This window comes from Haliscomenobacter sp. (assembly GCF_041740695.1).
Lineage (GTDB): Bacteria > Bacteroidota > Bacteroidia > Chitinophagales > Saprospiraceae > Haliscomenobacter.
In genome coordinates, this window is record NZ_JBGSLK010000093.1 from 23,715 (window position 1) to 42,715 (window position 19,001).

The following is a 19,001-nucleotide window of genomic DNA, read 5'->3' on the forward strand; positions in this document are numbered from 1 at the left end:
ATGAAACAGCAGCAAATTCAATCCCTTTTAGACAAGTATTTCGCTGGCGAAAGTAGCCTGCAAGAGGAAGCCCAACTGCGGCAATTGTTACAAACAGAACCCATTTCAGCAGAACATTTGAATTACCGCGAATGGTTTCAATTGCTGGAAGAAGAAGCTGAACTGAGTTTGGGTGATGATTTTGATGCTAAAGTGATGGCCGCGATCGAAGCCTCCAATAAGCCAAAACCAGTGATCCGCACTCTTTCAGTAGCCTGGGTCTTGCGCATTGCCGCAGTGTTCGCTCTTGTCGCTACTGGATTGTGGTGGCTGGTTCGCTCCAACCCAGTCGAGCAGCCCATTGTGGCTGAGGCAGAGGTGAAAGTCATCGATTGGTCCAAATACGAGCCCAAAACGGTTGAAGAAGCCTATGAAGTTACCCGTAAAGCCTTGCGTAAGGTAGCCACTGAATTCAACGAAGGCACCGCCATTGCTACCCAGAGTATTGATAAAATGGGGGAAATGGGGAAACTGATTAAATAAGTTGAGGAGGTTTAGGAAGGTTGAGAAGGTTTAGACTACCGCAGCGATTTTGACGGTGTCCTTGTCCAAGGCGCTGCGGTAGCCTAAACCTTCTCAACCTCTCTAAACCAAACAGACATCCTTTTTAAATCAAGCAATATGAAAATCAAGCATTTTTTCACCCTGGCCATCATTGCAATGGCCGCTGTAAATGGTCTGGCTCAAGGGACTACGAATACCGCTGCCAGTGCCATTGACAAGTACTTTTCCAGTTATGTGGAGGACAAACGTTTTGATGTGGTGTACATCAGTCCAAAATTGTTCCAGATGATTGGCCGGATCGATTCCAAAATCCTGGACATGGAGGATGACGCTGAAGCCAAAGCGGTGCTGGATATGGCCAAAGACCTCCAGGGCTTGCGCATCCTGACCACCGACGAAACGCCGGAATTTTTTTATAAGGAAGCCAAAGCCAAAATCAATACCAAGGAATACGAGGTACTGCTGACGGTGCGCGACAAAGATGGCGACAATGTGGAATTTTTGATCAAAGAAACCAATAATGTCATCCAGGAACTCCTCCTCTTGTCCGGTGGTAAGGATGAATTTGTGCTCTTGAGCTTCATGGGCAACCTGGATTTGAACAAAATCACCCGTTTGGCCAAAGAAATAGAGAAGAAATGAGAACGGCGATCCTCCTCCTGACCCTGGCCGCCCTGAGTAGCAGCTTATCTGCTCAAAGCTCAGTAGGCGAATTTTACCAGAAATTCAAAAAGCAGGAAGCCGTTACCAACTTCAAATTACCCGGTTGGCTGGTCTGGATTGGCACGGGGCTCGTTTACAACAGCATTAAGGATGAAGAAACCCGTACCTGGCTGCGCCTGTCGCGCAAGATGGGTAAAATTCGCCTGTTGCAGAGTGAAAACAGCAACAGCATTACCAAGGAGGATTTGTCAAACTTTGTCGGCGGTCTCAAAGCCAACAACGGATATGACGATTTGGTCTACGTTCGCAACGAAGACACCGACCTCAACATCATGATTCGGGAAGGTTCTAAAGGTCGGCTCAAAGAGCTCCTGGTTGTGGGCAGCGATGATGGGGAAACCATCTTCCTGAGCGCCAAAACCCGCCTGCGCATGAAAGACATCAACGAGGTGCTGGATCATTACCTGAAGGAACTGGGTTGGAAAGAAAAAGCCAAAGCCAAAAAATTACCTCAAGCCTAGCTGCTACTTAGCAGCACAAACTCATCAACACCATGAAGAAGATTATTTTTAGCCTGGCACTGCTGGGCCTGGGCTTCGCCTTGCCCGCTCAAAACCAGGTGGTACAGGATTTTATGCGCAAATTCGGCAAATACGAACAAGCTACCCGCCTAAACATCGGTGGCCTGTTCCTCAAACTCGCCGCCAAAGACAGCGACGACGATGAAGCCATGCGCATCATGCGTAGCATCTCCAGTCTGCATCTGCTCAATTTTGACGAGGGGAACCCCGTGGAAGCCAACGACGTCAACCACCTGATGGAACAACTGAGGGCCGACAAATTTGAAGACCTGGCTTATTTCAAAGGGGACGATGCCCATGTGCGTTTCATGATCAAAGAAAACAATGATGTCATCACGGATTTGGTCATGATCGTCAAAGGTGAAAAGAATTTCTTGCTACTCAACCTGGAAGGCCGCTTGAAGTACACCGATTTGAATGATTTCAACATGGAGGTGAACGGGAGTAAGGAGTTCAAACGACTGCCCGAGGATCGGAAGAAATTGCCGAAGAAGGTGTGAGGTTACGTTCAATAAAAAAGGGTCAAGTTTTGAATTCAAAACTTGACCCTTTTTTATTGGAATTAAGGCCTGCTTATGGCGCTACCGCCCCTTCCACCTTAATCTCCTTCAACATCTCCATATACTTGTCGCGAATCGGTGCGAATTTCTCCATTTCAGTCTTCGGCAGTGGCTCCGGTGGTGGCAATTTCAGGCCATTGTGATTTACCTGACGGCCATTCATCCAGAAGCGGAAACAAACGTGTGGGCCAGTTGCCAAACCTGTTGCACCCACATAACCAATCACTTGACCCTGAGAAACCCGTGCTCCTGGGTGAATACCCCGCGCAAATGCCTGCATGTGCAAGTATTGCGTTTGTACCTGACCAGTGTGTTTGATTTTGACAAAATTGCCATTGCCACCCCGGCGGGTAGCTTCCAGCACAGTACCATCACCCACGGCAATGATCGGAGTGCCATAAGGCGCCGCGTAATCTGTGCCAAAGTGGGGGCGAACCGTGCCCAAAATCGGATGCAAACGACGCATATTGAAACCCGAAGAAATGCGTACATATTTAACCGGTGCACGCAGGAAGCCCTTTTTCATCGGGCGACCATCCTGATCGTAATAACCAGTGTACTGTGCGCTTTCATAGTAGAAAGCAAAGTTTTCCTTGTTGTTGGTTTTGTACAAAGCGGCATGTACTCGACCCGGATCAACCGCCTGACCTTCCACGTAGTGTTGATCGTACACCGCTTTAAACTCTTCACCACGATTGAGGTGGTGGAAATCTACACTCCATTTAAGAGCTTCTTCCAGGGATTTGATCAGGGCAGGATCTGCACCGCTGCGCTCCATCGACTCCCAGAGTGAAGACTCCACAATTACCCCCGAAGAGCGGATGGCCGTGGTGATGGGTCTTTCGATTTTTTCGATAAACAAAGAATCCTTGAGGTGAAAAACGTAGTATTTGTACAAATTGGGCTCATAGATCATGTAATCTGGCCCTTGAGTAGAATCTTTGGATAAAATCAGGTAAGGTTTACCTGCGGTGAGGTCGCGTACATCAAACACGTCGCGGCTGTTCCGCACCAGGTTGTCAATGTCGGCATATTCCATGTTGTGGCTCACCAAAATGTCCCCCAGATTTTCGCTGCGGTGAAATTCGGACTCAAATACCTGGAAAGTATCGAGTGCAAAACCATATTTGATGGTTGGAACCACTACGGGGAAAGCACCAATGGGTGCGTTGCGGTCTTTGCCCAGTAAAGAAGCCTTGAGGTGGCGGGAAGTGCTGGGCGATACGGCTAGCGTTAAAATCAATCCCAAGCCCAGTGTACCGATTATGACCCACGTCCAGTTGAGCCGCGTGAGTTGCTCACGCAGTCTAAAAGGAATTTTTGTGTTCAACACAGTTTGCAGTTTATAGGTCTAATGCTCGCTATCGATTACCGTGCGAATAGGGGGGATATGTGAGCACTGCCTAATGTTACGAATAATGCCTTTGTGCAAATATAGGATACAGAACGGAAGGACAAAAGGAATGTTGTGATTTTTACACACCCTAACAGATTCTTTTTTGTCCACAGCGCAGTGTCGTCGGGACAAGTCTTGTATATTTGCGGCACATTTTGTCAACCACAAATTAAAAAATGGACCAATACCGCTATGATCAACGGGGCGTTTCGGCGAGTAAAGACGAAGTACACGCGGCGATCAAAAATCTAGATAAGGGTTTGTATCCCAATGCTTTTTGTAAAATCATTCCCGATGTAGCGGGTATGGATCCCGATTATTGCAACTTGATGCACGCCGATACTGCCGGCACCAAAACCAGCCTCGCTTACCTGTACTGGAAAGAAACCGGCGACCTGAGTGTGTGGAAGGGCATTGCGCAGGATGCCATCGTGATGAACCTCGATGACATGGGCTGTGTAGGCTGTATCGACAATATTTTACTTTCCTCTACCATTGGCCGCAATAAAAACCTCATCACTGGTGAAGTCATCAGTACCCTCATCAATGCTACCACCGAACTGGTTGATCAACTGACTGCTCTGGGTATCAACGTTTTTTTGACCGGAGGCGAAACCGCTGATGTAGGCGACATTGTACGCACCATCGACGTAGGCTACACCGCTTTTGCCCGTATGCCTCGTGTTGAGGTCATCAGCAACAACATTCAGGCGGGTGATGTAATCGTAGGTTTGTCTTCAGCAGGCCAAACGACTTACGAAACTGAATACAACGGCGGCATGGGCAGCAATGGCCTGACTTCGGCCCGGCACGATGTACTCGATCATGACTACGCGGCAAAATACCCCGAAACCTTTGATCCTGCCACTCCCGAAAGTTTGGTGTATTCGGGCAAACGTAAACTGACCGAAACGATAAATATTCAAGGGCAGGAAATTCCGATTGGCAAGCTGATTTTGTCACCCACTCGTACCTTTTTGCCCTTTATCAAGCCCCTGCTGGAGCAATTGCGCCCCCACATTCACGGCATGATTCACTGCACGGGTGGCGGCCAAACCAAGGTTTTGAAGTTTTTGGACAATAAAAAAGTCGTCAAAAATGACCTGCTGCCTACCCCGCCATTGTTCCAGTTGATCCAGGCCGAATCGGGAGCTACCTGGAAGGAAATGTACCAGGTGTTCAACATGGGGCAACGTTTGGAGGTGTACCTGCCCGCGGCTTATGCCCAGCAGGTGATCGAGCTGGCGCAGTCTTTCAACATTGAGGCCAAAGTGGTGGGACACGTTGAAGAAAATCAATTCAATCAGGTCAGTATCTACAGCCCTTATGGACACTTCGAATACCAATAAACCTCAACGGGCACCCGGTCGCCGCCAAAAAGCAGCGGCGATCATGCAAATCCTGGAGGACCTGTATCCCGAAACACCCATCCCGCTGACACATAGTGATGCCTACACTTTGCTGGTGTCGGTACTGCTTTCTGCTCAGTGCACCGATGAGCGGGTCAATAAGGTCACACCGCATCTTTTTGCCCTGGCAGATAACCCTGCGGCGATGCAACAACAACCTGTAGCGGCGATCCAAGACATCATTCGTCCTTGTGGCCTGGCGCCGCGCAAAGCCCAGGCGATTTGGGATTTGTCGGGCATTTTGTTGCGGGAACACGGTGGGGAAGTGCCCCAATCCTTTGAAGCATTGGAAGCCCTGCCTGGGGTAGGGCACAAAACCGCCTCGGTGGTGATGAGCCAGGCTTTTGGTGTACCCGCATTCCCCGTGGATACCCATATTCACCGCCTCGCCGAACGTTGGGGTTTGAGCAGCGGCAAAAACGTAGAGCAAACCGAAAAGGATTTAAAAGCACTTTTTCCTCGTGAAAAATGGAACAAGCTGCATTTACAAATCATCTTTTTTGGTCGGCAGTATTGTCCGGCACGGGGGCATAAGCGGGAGGCCTGCCCGATTTGTAGTTTGTATGGGAAAAAGGGTTGAAAAAGGTAAGATTTTAAATAAAAACATTGAAAATCAAATATTTATGTATTGATTACTGTTTGGCTTATCGCCTTCTTTTCTAAGGTGAACTAAAGTGTCTAATGTGGTGAAATCATATCCTGCTCGGCAGTTTTTTTTCTTTTCACCACCTTAGAAACCTTAGTTCACCTTAGATGTCACCATAGAAAATTTGTGCCCGTTGCACACAATAGGCAGACTTCAACTTGTATTTTATCGAATCACTATCCGTTTAACCGCATTGCCTTCCTTCGTACGAATGTGTACAAAATAAACTCCGCTTGGCAAATTCACACTTGTCCGCAGGTTTTGCAAGTCACTAGACTTGCCCAAATCTTGAATCCTTCGCCCCATGTTGTCAAACAAAATGATCCCTTCCACTTTGGTATTGGCATTTTCCAACTGAATGGCGAAATGGCCATCATTGGGATTGGGTACAATACGAATGGATGCGTTTAAGGCTGGATTGAAGTCTTTTGTGCCCGTGACTACCGTCGGAAGTTCAGAGAGTGCATTGGAATACACAGAATTGAATTCTGTAGAAACAAACACCCGGGTAGTCACAAAAGAAATCCTGTGCACGCCCGTATAACTCGGCAAATTGAACTGATTCCCACCCGCGATCCAGGTTTGGCCATTGTCCGAACTAGCCAATAAACCACCCTTGTAGCTGGCAAAAATATAACCATTGTAATAGGCCATGTCCTGAATTTTGCTACCGTCCAGGCCCATCAAAGTGGTATGTGATATGGATGTAGCCGCCGTTGGAGTCCAGCTGGCGGCGTCGAGATTGGCCACAAATACCCCAGCACCATCGGTTCCAGCAAATAACTTGTTACCATTGGTAGCCACTGAAGTTACTCTAAGATTGCCAAGTCCAGTGTTTATAGCTGTCCAGGTTCCTGAGGCCGCCTCGCGGGTAAAGACCCCTTGGCCCAGGGTGCCCAGCAGGATTTTGCTACCGTAAAATGCCATTGAGGTGAGCAAGGTATTCGCTGGCAAGCCAGCTTGAATGGAACTCCAGGTGCTGCCGTTCAACTGAAATACGCCATAGTTGTCGTCCAGGATGTAGACGTTGCTACTCGAGGCGTAGATTTTTTTAATATTCAAGTTGAGCAATCCTGCATTCAAGGCAGTCCAGGTTTTTCCAGTATCGGCACTGATAAACACGCCACCATTTTGGGTTGAGGCGTACAGGCTGCTGCCGTAAAACTTCAGGTAGGTGACATTGAGACTATCGGACAGACCCTTGTTGGCGCGGACATAAGTGGAAGCCAAGTCCCGACTGACAAAGACCCCTTTCTCCGTAGCGGCTACCACAATCCTTTCACCACTGGATTCCAGGGCATAAGTTTCAAGGTTGTTGAAATTGGTATTGCGGCTCACCCAGTTGAGAGCGCTAGCTGGAGTGGTGTAAATGCCTTCTATGCGGGTGCCCAGAACTACTGTAGTCCTAAAGCCCAGAACCACGGTAACATCGACTGTGGCTAGTCCGCTATTGGAGGGAGCCCAGGTAGCGCCCGTGGAGGAAGTATAAACCCCTTTGTTGGTGGTCAAAAACCAATTGTCGCCATTGTTTGCAATGGAACGCATGGTCGTTCCAGCAGGCAAGCCGGGTTGGATGGTACGGTAGTTGATGTTGCCCGTCACTGCGCTGGCATTGGACAAAATGAACAGGCCATCCATGTTGATGACCGCCAGCTCATTGGTTTTGGCATTGTACGAGATGGAGTTGGTGCCACCCACGTCAAGGGTTTTTCCATCGCTGAAACTGTCCCATCCGTTGCCGTCTTTGGTCACAAATACCCCACCTTCGCGGGAAGAAGCGATGATCCGGTTGCCGAGTTTTAATAAACCGGTGATCGTGGTGCCATTCAACCAGGCGCTATTGAGGAATTTCCAGGTTGCACCCTTGTCGGTGGTTTTGTATACGCCACCACTTTCGGTGCCCGCGATTAAGGTATTGGCGTCTAGCGCTACAAGAGAGGTAACTTTTAGATTGGTCAAACCATTGCTGATTCTCACCCAATGTTTGTCGGTACCGACCACACCACTGTAAATGTAGACCCCATCATCCAGGGTTCCGGCGAATAAATTGGTCCCAGAGTGGGCAAGGGCGGTTATTTTGCCGCTTCTCAAGCCTACAGGCAAAGCCCTCCATGCCGTCAACCTGGAGTTGGTACTCTCGTAAACGCCACCGTTGAAGGTACCAATGTATACGGTAGAATCGTTGCTGATGGCTACACTGACTGAGCCACCGAAGGGGCCTCTGGAGCCAAAATGTGCGCTAAGCTTCTGGCTGGAAAACAGCAAGAGGGCCAGCAAAGCGAGTATATTGACGGAGAAATGGTAAAGATGTTTCATGAATGAATGTTGTTGGGTGTTAAACAATAATGAGCCATTAATCCAGTGGTTATTCGTAGTTAAACATGGACGGGATGTTCTTGGCGATTTTCTGCCCCAGAGCAGCGTTGTTTTCGGCAGCGGTTTTAACGCTCAGCGACGCAGCTTGATTCAGGGTGATTCCAGTAAAAAGTTTACTGTAGTCGACGATGATGTGCCCGTATACATATGCATCCTCTTCAATGGCGAATTCTTTTTCGCCCAGTTGGACTTGTACATAATTGACATTGGTACCGATTTTATATACAAAAGGCACAGGAGCTTTATCCATGTTGAGCGAAGTGTCGATTTTCCCTTGAACGTTCAAAAAGACGTATCCGCCGGGTTGGGCGGTATTTCCCCACCACATGCTGGGTTGATTGAGCATTGCGGAATCACTTGGCGTTGTGGGATTCAAGGCATTGATACTCGGTGGGAGGCCCACTTTGAAGCGGATCGACTTGTACGTGCCTATCGGTACCTGACCAATCTCATAGGTGTGCACTTTGAGGTTCTTCAGGAAACTTTTGCCTTTGATCGCGTACAGGGAACCGTCGGCTTTGACCAACTGCACATCCGAAATGTACAACTGGGAAAAGTCCAGAGACATGCTGCGCCCCTCGGGCGTTTCGTAATTGATGCCGTACAAGTCTACTTCTTGTAAACCTACATAGGCATGTAAATGCAGTAGGAAGGTGCCTTTTACGGTGGGTTCCTCGGGCTCGACTGCCTCGTTGGAGCATGCGGCAAGGAGGAGCAGGGTGAAGATTGGCAATAGGTTTTTCATGGTCAACTCGGTGGATTGAAACTTGTTAACAAGTTGCGTTAGGATTGGAAATAGGTAAAGCTTTACCCTATACTTCTTTTAATGCTCTTGGGTTGCCTTTTTCTATTTTCTTTTATCAGCAAAGGCCGCTCTCCTCCACTGCCCAAAATCATTGTCCACTCCCGACTAAATCCCACATTTTGGAGTTTATTTGATGGGAAAAATCTATTTTTGAATAGTTTGATCAAAAAAGCCTTTAAAACCATGAATAGAATCAATTTTTTACTTTCCCTGTTGCTCGCTTTCAGCCTCTTGACCTGCGACAAAAATGACGACAACAACGATAGAGGCGGCGAATTGACCCTCAATTTTCGAGGTTTTTTTGACCAGAACAAACTGAAAATGTTCAACGCAGATTATCCTTACGAGGACAATACGAAGCTGCGTTTACAACTGTTTCAATTTTACATTTCGGATGTAGCTTTATTAAAAACCGATGACCCCAAGGGGGATAGCCTCCAACTCATTGATGTTGAACTTGTGTCTTTCAAAAACATCCAATCCGATGACGCGGCGCAAAAAGGCATTTCCTTTAGCCTCAAAAATATTCCACCGGGCACCTACAAAGGCCTCAAACTGGGGCTGGGCGTTTCGGCGGACCTCAATGCGGTAGGCCCAAGCAGCTATACCCCCCCCCACCCATTGGACGACAATTATTGGTCCTGGGCCAAGGGCTACGTTTTTACCAAAATTGAAGGCAATGCCGATTTGGACAATAGTGGGAAATTCGCTACCAAACTCACTTTCCACGTGGGCGAGAATGAATTTTTTCGTAAAAAAGTGTTTTTGACAGACATTGTCATCAAGGACAAAAGCAGCAGCAATTTTACCCTGGATGTTGACTTGCACCGCGTGTTGGCTAAATCTGCCAGCGATTACCTGGATTTCCGCAAGGTGACTCAGGATCATACGGTGGATAAGTCCATTGCCAAATTTATTGCGGATAATTTGCAGGAAGCCTTGAAGATTCAGGAAAAATAAGGTACTCAAAGAGAGCATAAAAGCGCCAATCAGATTTAATGCTGACTGGCGCTTTTTTCTTTGTCTATTGTATGCTGAAAGACTTTTGTGAAAAATCAGATTTTCACGCTTAAAGTCATGCCCACCATTCGCGGCGCACCAAGCATATACGAACCAAAAGTACCCCAACCGAGATACCTGGCATCGTTCAGATTGCGCCCCCACAACGCCAGATCAAAATGGGTACTGGTCAAACCCGCGCGGGCGTTGATGATGCTGTACCCTTTTTGTGATTCAGTGTTTTCAAAGTTCAATTGGTATTCACCCGTGTAGCGGTATTCACCTCGTACAAAAACGGCGAGTTTTTGCTTCGACGATTTGAAAGGCACCGTGTATTGTGCAGCTAGCATGGACTGAAATTTGGGATTGTAAATCGCATGATTGCCTTTGTAATCCTTCACCGCGAGGGTAGCAAAATCAAAAAGCGGCAAGCGGGCATACTCACTGCTTGAAGTACTCGCCGTCCAATCAATTTGCAAGTTGCGGACAGGTAGTGCCGACAGCTCTGCTTCAACCCCAAAATTGTTCATATCTCCCACATTAAGCGTGGCATAGTTAATGCCGTCTTTACTGGTCGTAACTTGCTGGTCTTTTTGTTGGAAATAAAAAGCCGTAAGGTTGAGGCGCAGCTTGCGGTCGAGTAGGTCGTTTTTGATGCCAATCTCGTAATTGTCAGATTTTTCTGGGTCGTAACTTGGAAAGGCACGGGAGTTGACATTAAAACCTCCAACCCGAAATCCTTTGGCGTAGGACGCGAATACCATCGTTGCTTCATTCAACTTGAAGCTCAAAATCACCTTGGGTGTAAATGCTGAAAAATCACGTTGAACGGTGGTGTCCGCAGTCAGAGGAGTAACAATGCCACCTTTTTCAAACTCATTATTTTCGGTGCGCTCCCGGTGTTCGGTGTCATACCGAGCACCTACGGTCAGATCAAATTTTTCCGAAACGGAGTAAGTTGCTTGTCCAAAAAATGCCACACCTCGATTGTTACGCTTGCCATTGGTGATGCTGCTATAGGGGGCACTAGGGTCAAAAAGCGCGTAGTCTTCCCCGAAATAGGTTTTTCCCACCGTATTGGTTTTTTCAAAAAACAAAAAGGATCCTATTGTCCATTTCCATGTCTGGGCAGTAGTTGGCGAAGAAAAGCGAAGTTCTTCGGTAATTTGTTGTTGCTCTGTATCATTGTCCCCACTGATAAACCGTGCCGGGGTGAAATCAAAATCAAATTGGTCAGGATACCAACCATGAAATTTGATCCCCGAGGTTTGTGAGGTGAAATTGAACTTCTGGCCATAATGCCGAGCGGTGAAGGAGGCGTTGGTATTGCTTATCCTTTCGGTATTGGGGAAGTTGCCAAAAGCCTGATAGGGTGCATTCAAGGCGATGGAATCGGTGGCAACCCAAGGAAATGAACCCGCATCTTTATTGCTTTCCGAACGCAAGGTGAAGTCAAATGCCCAATTTTCAGAGGCCAGGTAGCGCAGGTTCACAAATCCATTGAGCGATCGACGGCTGTCAAAATCCTTATCGTTGAGGGTTGGGTTTTCGTACACCGCTCCTCGTTTGTTGAGTTGGCCACCGAAACCGACGAAAAATTTGTTTTTTACCAAAGGCAAACTCACTGCTGTGTTGTATCGTTGCTGGCCATAGTCCCCTATGCTGATTTCTGCTCTTCCGGTAGCCTGGTTACTTGGCTTTTTTGTAATAACGTTGACTACACCACTAAAGGCATTTCGCCCGTACAAGGTACCCTGAGGCCCGCGCAGGATTTCGATACGTTCAATGTTGTTGAAGTTGAAAGGCGCGGAAAAAAAATCGAATTGATAAACGCCATCCACATAGGTAGCCACTGCTTGTTCATTGGTAAACCCTAATGCGCCGCGGATATTCAAAAAAGTGGAAGCTGTACTGTTGCCATGTTCGATCGTGAAAGCGCTTGGAGAAAGCGCGGTCAAATCGGAAATGCTCCAAATCCGGTAGTTTTCAATTTCTTTGGCGGTAAGCGCCGTTACGGCTAGTGGCGTTTTTTGCAATTGGGCTTCGACTTTGTCGGCACTCACAATCACTTCACTTAGCTGTGCGGTGTTTTCCTGCAAAATAAAATCCGCCTGCGTAGCACGGCCTTCTGCCACCACAACAGCACCCGTTTGGCTGGCAAAACCAACTGCACTGACCGCAAGTTGATAATTTCCTGCGGAAAGGGTAAGTATAAAATGGCCATCCCGGTCAGCCGTGGTTCCAATACTCGTGTTCAGCACACGAATATTGGCTAAGGCAATGCCTTCGCCAGATTGTGATTTAATACTCCCTTCTAATGTTTGGGCAAACGCGAGCTTGCTTATGAAACATAGAGTTAATGCCAAGAAGAAAATTTTGAAATTCATTTTGAATGAAGATTGAATGAAAAATATCAAACCGAATGATTGTGGATTTGGAAGATCAATCGGGTTGCTTTCATTATTCAGTTTTGTTTTTGCTTTGGGCCGCCTTCTTTTGTTTCTCCTTTTCCAGCAAGGGCTGTAGTCCCATGTCGTACATTTGCAGCATCATATCCACTACAATCGGTTCGGTCTTTTTGACTGAGCCTGCATTGTAAGGTGGCTTGGGATCGTATTCCAAATCCAGCATCACGCCTTGAGTGTATTTTTTCCCCATCAGGTCGTCCATGATGCCCAGGGCCATATCCATGCCTGCGGTAACGCCGGCGGAGGTCCAATATTTGCCGTCCTGCACATAGCGTTCAGGTTTGAAATTGGCTCCATACAGCTGCATAAACTCCTCGGCGCGGTACCAGTTGGTGGTGGCATTTTTGCCTTTCAAAAGCCCGGTAGCACCCAAAATCCACCCACCCGTACACACGCTAGTGGTGTATTTGGAGGTTTTGTCGATGCGGCGAATCCAGTTGAGTACTGCTGTATCTTGGGTTTGCATAAAGGTTTCTCTGGCACCACCAGGAATGACCAGGATATCGAGTTGTTTGACGTCTGCAATGGATTTGTCCACCTGCACTTTCAAACCCCGCTGGTTTTTGACCAAACCTTTTTCTTTGGCCACAAAGAAAATGTCGACACTCATGAGCTCGGAAAGCACCTGATAAGGGCCGATGGCGTCCAGGGTATTGTAACCGTCGTACACGTAAATGCCAATGGTTTTGATGGGCACTTTGGGTTGGGTCATGATGATGGCCATCAATTCATCGTGGTGTTTTTGGGCTTTAGCCAAAGAATCGGCAGTGGTGGTTTGGGCTGAGAGTAGGGTAGAGCCGAGAATAACAAAGCAAAAAAAGAGGAGCATTTGAAGTGATTTCACGATATTCAGGTTGAGGTGCAAGGCAGTTTTTTTACTGCCTTACCAAGATGAAGCAATTAAAAAACCGGCGAGCAGTAGCGCTCGCCGGCACCCTAGTTTCATTTGACTATTGGATAAGCAATTTTTTTACCCCAAGTCCCTCGTTCGTACGCACGTGTACGAAGTAGACCCCAGCGGGCAAATTGCTAGCCGTGTTGATGTTTTGGAATTCATTGACATTGACGATGTCTTGCAGCAGTTTGCCTTGCTGATCGTAAATGCGTACGCCTTCAATTTTGGCTTTAAAGCCCTGAAGCTCGATGGCAAACTGACCCTGGCTAGGGTTGGGGAAAATGCGGATGGAGGCATTCAATGCCTCATTGAGGTCATTTACCCCGGTTACGACAGCTGGCAACTCTGACAAGGCATTGGAATAAGGGCAGTTGAATTCGGTGGATACAAATACCCTTGTGGTTACAAAGGAAACTTTGTGGACATTGGTATAGCTGGGCAAATTGAATTGGTTGCCCCCGGCGATCCAGGTTTTGCCATTGTCGGAAGTAGCCAAAAGACCACCTTGGTAACTGGCAAAAACATAACCGTAGTACACGCCCAAGTCCTGGATTTTGCTGCCATCCCGGCCCATCAATACGGTATGCGAAATGGAAACTGGTGCTGCCTGAGTCCACGTTGCAGCGTCCAGATCGGCTACGAATACCCCGGATCCATCAGTACCTGCAAAAAGTTTACTGCCTTGGGTGGCCACTGAAGTGACGTTGAGGTTGCTCAAGCCGTTGTTTGTCGCGGTCCAGCTTGTTTCCGTTTCGGTTTTGCTGAAAACACCCTGGCCCAGGGTACCCAACAGGATTTTGTCCCCATAAAAAGCCAGTGAAGTAGGCACTGCATTTGCGGGCAATCCATTTTGAATGGCAACCCAGGTACTGCTCTGATATTGGTACAAACCATTGCCTGCATCAATCAGGAAGATATCCTTGCTGGAAGCATAAAGTTTTTTAATGTTCAAATTAGTCAGCCCTACATTCAGTGCAATCCAGGTTTTACCCGTATCGGCACTGATAAATACGCCGCCATTTTTGGTGGATGCGTACAATTTGCTGCCCAAAAAGCGCAAATATGTCACGTTCAAGCTGTCGGTCAGGCCCTTGTTGGCACGTACATAGGAGGCCGCCAAATCCCGGCTTACGAACACCCCGCGCTCAGTAGCGGTCACCACCACCGCTACTCCGCTGGCTTCAATTGCATAAGTCTCCAGGTTGTTGAAGTTGGTATTGCGGGCAGTCCAGTTAAGGGCCGAAGCTGGGGCGGTGAAAATCCCTTCCTTGCGTGTACCTGCCAGAAGGCTGGTGCGGAAGGGCAATACCACGGTTACGTCGTTTGTACTCAAACCAGTACCCGCTTTTGTCCAGGTGTTGGCTGCGAGTACATAGGCACCTTGATCCGTAGCCAGGTACCAGTTGCTGCCGCTGGTGCTAACGCTGCGCAGGGTAGTGTTGGCAGGTACGCCAGCCACCAAAGCAAAGGCTGGTGTAGCAACCGTGCTGGCGCTACCCAAGACCAATAAACCTTTGGCGTTGATTACGGCCAGTTCATCGCTGGTCGCATTGTAAGCCAAAGCGATGGTTCCAGCCACGTTCAAGGTATTGGCATCGTTAAATGCTGTCCAGGTGCTGCCATTGTCGGTGGATACAAAAAGACCAGCATCCAAAGTAGCCGCAACAACTTTACTTCCCACTTTCAGCAAAGCAGTGACTGTTTGGTTGTTCAGCCCCGCGTTGTTGACCAGGGTCCAGGTGGCACCTTTGTCCGTAGTTTTGTACAAACCACCACCTTCCGTTCCCAACAAAAGGGTGTTGGCATCTAGGGCAAGCAAGGATTTGATCTTGAGATTGGTCAAACCCTTGTTGATTTGGTTCCAGTGCCGGTCGGTTCCTACCAATCCGTTAAAAATATACACGCCGCCGTCAGCAGTCCCCGCAAACAAGTTGCTGCCATTGTGCGTCAGCGCAGTAATTTTACCGCTTCTCAAGCCAACTGGAATCGCTCTCCAGGCAACCAGGCGGGAGTTGGTGCTTTCATACACCCCGCCATTAAAAGTACCGAGGTAAACGGTAGAGTCATTGCTGATGGCTACGCTGACGGAGCCGCCGAATGGGCCTCTGGAGCCAAAATGCGCCCAAAGCGCCTGACTGCACAAAAAGGCAAGAACCAGCAAAGTAGCGGTTCTAGGGAAATTGTTGTTGTTTGTATTCATCGCTATAAATTGGTTAATGTGTGAATAATGTCGATGGTGATGTTCATTCATAAATAAACATGGAGGGAATGTTGCGTACAATTTGCTGGGCAGTAGCATTGGCGTTGTCGGCAATGGTTTGTACTGACAAATTGCTGGATTTATTCAAGGCAAGGCCCTTGAACAATTGGCTGTAATCCACAATGATGTGCCCGTAGAAATAGGTGTCTTCCTTGATCGTAAATTCGCGTTCTGGCATTTTGACGGCCACGAAATTGGCATTGGTGCCAATTTTATACACAAAAGGAACTGGCGAGTGACTCAGGTCGGCCGAAGTGTCAATTTTCCCTTGTATATTCATAAAAAGGTAGCCGTTGGCTTGAGCAGCACTGTTCCACCACATGGCAGGCTGGTTGAGGATTGCAGAGTCCTTGGGGGCAAGGGCATTCACCGCAGCAGGTAAGCCTACTTTGAAATGCACTGATTTGTATTTCCCCACGGGTACTTCGGCCACTTCATAGGTTTGGTCTCTGAAGTTTTTTAGCAGAATTTTACCCGGAATAGAATACAAAGAACCATCTGCTTTGAGCAACTGAATTTCAGAAATGTACATCTCCGTATAGTCCAGTACAATGCTTCTGCCTTCGGAAGTCTGGTACTCAATTCCGTATAAGTCGATCTCCTGCAAGTCAATGTAATTGTGCAAATGGAACAAAAAAGTTCCTTTAAGCACGGGTGGTTCGGGAGGGTCTACTGCCTCATTCTCACAAGCAAAGCAGTACAAGAGCCCTAATAGGAAAATGATTTTTTTCATAACAACTAGTTGATTAATCTATTTGGGTGAATTTGAAGTTTGAATAGTCGGGGCATAGAGAAGGAAAGGCTCGTGCAGTGCACGAACCCAACCCAAATAAGTTGCGACAAACCAATATCACAACCTGATAGCAAGTACTAATAATCTTATTCCTTCAGCTCAACGGGCAAACTGAGTTTCAATTTCTCCCAGTGCATTTCAATTTTCCCCTGTCGCTCATTGTCTGCCAGGACTTTGTACAACAGGCGTTCCTGAACTGTGCTGAGGGTATCGGGTTTTACCTTGAGGCGTAGGATGTCATCTTTTGCATCGTACTCATCCACCAGGTGTTGATCCCAATTGCGATTGAGGATCAAAGTCCATTCGCTGGAATCGGGGATGGTGAAAAAAGCATATTTGCCTTTGGGTACCACTTTTCCTGCAATTTTCACCTGATCGTAAAACTGGATGGAAGTAGCATTGTGCGCCCCCGTCACCCATACCTCGCCGAAGGGCACAAGGCCACCCCAGATGATCCGACCTCTTACGCCCGGCGAGCTGTATTCCAGGTGGATGTGTACCGGGCCAATATTGGCCATGGCACTACGCTGGGGGCTACCTTTGATCGTATCGGTATTGGCAGCGGGGCTTTCGTGCTCGCCATGCAGGTGTGCAGCGTGGTCATGGCCGTTGTTGTTTTGACAACTCCAGGCCAGCAAGCAAGCGCACAAAAAAGGGATCATCAATCGCATCATCGTTATTGAGCTTTAGGGTTTACAATCTGCCCGACTTTGAACAGACTGGTATGGTTGTTGGCAATCAACACCGACACCTCACCAGACATGACCGTGGTGTTTTTGGCAATGCTGATGGTATTGGGCCCATCAAAAAGTTGATTGGCGTCTACGTTGATGTTCAAGGTAGTGGTGGTGCCTTTGCCCACGGTTGCTACCTGATCCACAAATGCTTCGCTGAAATTCCGCAGGTTGTTGGTTGATTTACTGATCATACCTCCAAATCCGCCGATGTGGTAACGGAATTTTTGATTGCCCGCCCGATCGGCTTTGGCCTGCGTGGAAAGTCCTTCCATTTTCAGAAAAATGTAACCCGAATTCCAGGACCAATACATGTTTCCATCCCGCTCGCCAAAAGCAGGGTCCAACACTCCAGTGCGCTGACTTAGGTCCATGGTATTGCGCAAACTGTCTACACCAATCACAAAACTGATCCCGGTGTAGTCATCACTGGGTACATTTTTGAGTTGAATGGATTGGGAGGTGGCGTCACTGGCTCGAACCAAAAAATAACTGTCGTTTTGAGGAACTACATACTCCGATCCATTGCGGGTTTTGAGTTTGATGTTGCTCACAAAAAAGTTGAACAAGGTGAAATTGTAACTTTCACCCGTGGCGTTTTGGTACACCTGCTCGGTGTTCAGGCGCAGCGCCTGGTTTCCAGCCATTAAATTGAACTGGATGTTGACGTTGCCGGAAGGGCTTTGAGCAAACAAACTGCTGGACAAAGCAAAGGCCAGCAAGAGCATCAGGAATTGTGCTTTGATTTGCATGAATATTGTTGATTTGATGGCATGTCAAACCTTTATTTATTAGGCAGTACGACTAATAGATAAAGTGTTGATTGCGAATTTTGAAATCTGAGTCTGCTTGTATTTGTGCTAATTTGAAAAAATAATGTTGAGATGCACCAAGTCGAACTTCGACTTCAGCGCAAACAAAGACGGAAGCACAGCAATGAAATGGAAGGTCAGGCAATCGGAGGCCTGAAAACAGAATGGTTAAAATTGGAAAAAGGCACCTTGAGGTAAGCGAAACAGGCTTTGGCCTGAGTAGGAAGCAGGAGCTTGGTTGAATCTATTTTAAAAATAAATGGTTGAAAATCAAAAGATAAGATTTTGCCCATCAGGTCTTCTACACCATGTGCTACTTGTTTGTCCCTCTCTTTGGGCGTAGCTTTGAGTTGAAGACTAAGGAAACATTTGCCATTACAAGTCAATTCGGGCCTGCCCCGATTGATGCACAATTCCTGCGCAATGTAAGTTTGATTAACCATGAACCAAGCCCATACCAACCCAGTTCTCCACACGGGCCAGAGCATCAAAAAAACCAGAAAGTAAGTGTGAAACACTTTAATCATTCTGCTGATTCAATTGGTTAATTATCAAGCATAAAGATAAGTATTTTAGCGAAAAGCGAAAAACGAAAAGCAGGAAAAATCACCGGAAAATTAGTTTTTTCGCTTTCTATGTATTTTTTTCGCTTTTCGCTTTAATGCATACACTCCTCCATCACCTGGTGGAAGCGATCGTGCAGTGAGGTGATGGCTTTGGTCAACTCTGCATCCGCAGGTTTGGTTTTTACAAACTTGTCGATGGCTTTGGATTCTTTCGCCAGTAGCTTGATGGACGTTTTTACCCCGTCTTTTTGGTATTTTTCAGGGATAGCCGAAGCTTTTAGGACTTTAGCTTTTTCGGCCAATTCAGCAGAACGTTCCATCAGTGGTTTGAGGTTACCTTCTTCAGCAGGGTGGAAAGTTGCCGCCATTACCGAGTGGTAAGCATCCAATTCATCCCAGCCGGTGGCTTTTTGGGCAAAAGAAAGCTGGGCCAATCCCAGCAACAGCAATGCAAAAAAGTACTTTTTCATTGATTTGGTTTTATGAATTAATTGA

At 47.5% G+C, this 19,001-nt stretch carries 18 protein-coding genes; 7 read left to right on the top strand and 11 right to left on the bottom strand.

Translation table 11 applies throughout. The features are described from left to right. The 4 genes from ACEW9O_RS18475 to ACEW9O_RS18490 all read left to right on the top strand — a co-directional run bounded on the left by ACEW9O_RS18475 (nt 1) and on the right by ACEW9O_RS18490 (nt 2,287). Nucleotides 1-522, top strand: coding sequence for a hypothetical protein (locus ACEW9O_RS18475; protein WP_373551668.1), 522 nt, complete (start codon nt 1-3; stop codon nt 520-522). A gap of 138 nt (nt 523-660) precedes the next feature. Continuing rightward, nucleotides 661-1,185, top strand: coding sequence for a DUF4252 domain-containing protein (locus ACEW9O_RS18480; protein ID WP_373551669.1), 525 nt, complete (start codon nt 661-663; stop codon nt 1,183-1,185). Next, nucleotides 1,182-1,727: a DUF4252 domain-containing protein gene (locus tag ACEW9O_RS18485; RefSeq protein WP_373551670.1), complete on the top strand. Its 546-nt coding sequence runs from the start codon at nt 1,182-1,184 to the stop codon at nt 1,725-1,727. The genes ACEW9O_RS18480 and ACEW9O_RS18485 overlap by 4 nt, the downstream gene beginning before the upstream one ends. A gap of 32 nt (nt 1,728-1,759) precedes the next feature. Then, entirely contained in the window at nt 1,760-2,287 is a 528-nt protein-coding gene (locus ACEW9O_RS18490; RefSeq protein ID WP_373551671.1) for a DUF4252 domain-containing protein, read from the top strand. 73 nt (nt 2,288-2,360) lie between these two features. Here ACEW9O_RS18490 and ACEW9O_RS18495 read toward each other — a convergent pair whose 3' ends face one another. Further along, nucleotides 2,361-3,680, bottom strand: coding sequence for a peptidoglycan DD-metalloendopeptidase family protein (locus ACEW9O_RS18495; RefSeq protein WP_373551672.1), 1,320 nt, complete (start codon nt 3,678-3,680; stop codon nt 2,361-2,363). A gap of 239 nt (nt 3,681-3,919) precedes the next feature. Here ACEW9O_RS18495 and ACEW9O_RS18500 point away from each other — a divergent pair, with 239 nt between their 5' ends. After that, nucleotides 3,920-5,092 carry an AIR synthase-related protein gene (locus ACEW9O_RS18500; protein ID WP_373551673.1) on the top strand — a complete coding sequence of 391 codons (1,173 nt, stop codon included), beginning with the start codon at nt 3,920-3,922 and terminating at the stop codon, nt 5,090-5,092. Then, on the top strand, nt 5,070-5,732 hold the full coding sequence (nth, locus tag ACEW9O_RS18505; RefSeq protein WP_373551674.1) for an endonuclease III: 663 nt from the start codon (nt 5,070-5,072) through the stop codon (nt 5,730-5,732). Before ACEW9O_RS18500 ends, nth begins: the two co-directional genes overlap by 23 nt. A 231-nt stretch (nt 5,733-5,963) precedes the next feature. On the opposite strand, the gene ACEW9O_RS18510 is transcribed toward nth, so the two are convergent. Both ACEW9O_RS18510 and ACEW9O_RS18515 read right to left on the bottom strand, forming a co-directional pair. Beyond that, nucleotides 5,964-8,114 (bottom strand): T9SS type A sorting domain-containing protein, encoded by a 2,151-nt coding sequence (locus ACEW9O_RS18510; RefSeq protein WP_373551675.1) that lies wholly within the window; start codon nt 8,112-8,114, stop codon nt 5,964-5,966. A 49-nt stretch (nt 8,115-8,163) separates the two neighbouring features. Next, the gene (locus tag ACEW9O_RS18515) at nt 8,164-8,919 is read right to left on the bottom strand and encodes an MbnP family protein (RefSeq protein WP_373551676.1); all 756 of its coding nucleotides are present in this window, start codon (nt 8,917-8,919) and stop codon (nt 8,164-8,166) included. Between the two features lie 243 nt (nt 8,920-9,162). Between ACEW9O_RS18515 and ACEW9O_RS18520 the strand changes: the two genes are divergently transcribed. Further along, nucleotides 9,163-9,939, top strand: coding sequence for an MbnP family protein (locus tag ACEW9O_RS18520; protein WP_373551677.1), 777 nt, complete (start codon nt 9,163-9,165; stop codon nt 9,937-9,939). Nucleotides 9,940-10,034: 95 nt separating this feature from the next. Here the strand turns inward: ACEW9O_RS18520 and ACEW9O_RS18525 are convergent, their stop codons facing one another. From ACEW9O_RS18525 to ACEW9O_RS18560, 8 genes are all read right to left on the bottom strand, one after another. Beyond that, nucleotides 10,035-12,344: a TonB-dependent receptor gene (locus tag ACEW9O_RS18525; protein ID WP_373551678.1), complete on the bottom strand. Its 2,310-nt coding sequence runs from the start codon at nt 12,342-12,344 to the stop codon at nt 10,035-10,037. Nucleotides 12,345-12,438: 94 nt separating this feature from the next. Continuing rightward, nucleotides 12,439-13,290, bottom strand: coding sequence for a DJ-1/PfpI family protein (locus tag ACEW9O_RS18530; protein ID WP_373551679.1), 852 nt, complete (start codon nt 13,288-13,290; stop codon nt 12,439-12,441). A gap of 106 nt (nt 13,291-13,396) precedes the next feature. After that, a complete protein-coding gene (locus ACEW9O_RS18535; RefSeq protein ID WP_373551680.1) occupies nt 13,397-15,541 on the bottom strand; it encodes a T9SS type A sorting domain-containing protein in 2,145 nt (714 codons plus the stop codon). Between the two features lie 43 nt (nt 15,542-15,584). Then, nucleotides 15,585-16,334, bottom strand: coding sequence for an MbnP family protein (locus ACEW9O_RS18540; RefSeq protein ID WP_373551681.1), 750 nt, complete (start codon nt 16,332-16,334; stop codon nt 15,585-15,587). A 146-nt stretch (nt 16,335-16,480) separates the two neighbouring features. After that, complete coding sequence (locus tag ACEW9O_RS18545; RefSeq protein ID WP_373551682.1) at nt 16,481-17,068, bottom strand: DUF2911 domain-containing protein; 588 nt, start codon at nt 17,066-17,068, stop codon at nt 16,481-16,483. A gap of 2 nt (nt 17,069-17,070) precedes the next feature. Continuing rightward, nucleotides 17,071-17,880: an MbnP family protein gene (locus ACEW9O_RS18550; protein ID WP_373551683.1), complete on the bottom strand. Its 810-nt coding sequence runs from the start codon at nt 17,878-17,880 to the stop codon at nt 17,071-17,073. 197 nt (nt 17,881-18,077) lie between these two features. Further along, a complete protein-coding gene (locus tag ACEW9O_RS18555; RefSeq protein ID WP_373551684.1) occupies nt 18,078-18,467 on the bottom strand; it encodes a hypothetical protein in 390 nt (129 codons plus the stop codon). A gap of 131 nt (nt 18,468-18,598) precedes the next feature. Further along, nucleotides 18,599-18,976: a hypothetical protein gene (locus ACEW9O_RS18560; protein WP_373551685.1), complete on the bottom strand. Its 378-nt coding sequence runs from the start codon at nt 18,974-18,976 to the stop codon at nt 18,599-18,601. Between the last annotated feature and the right edge of the window lie 25 nt (nt 18,977-19,001).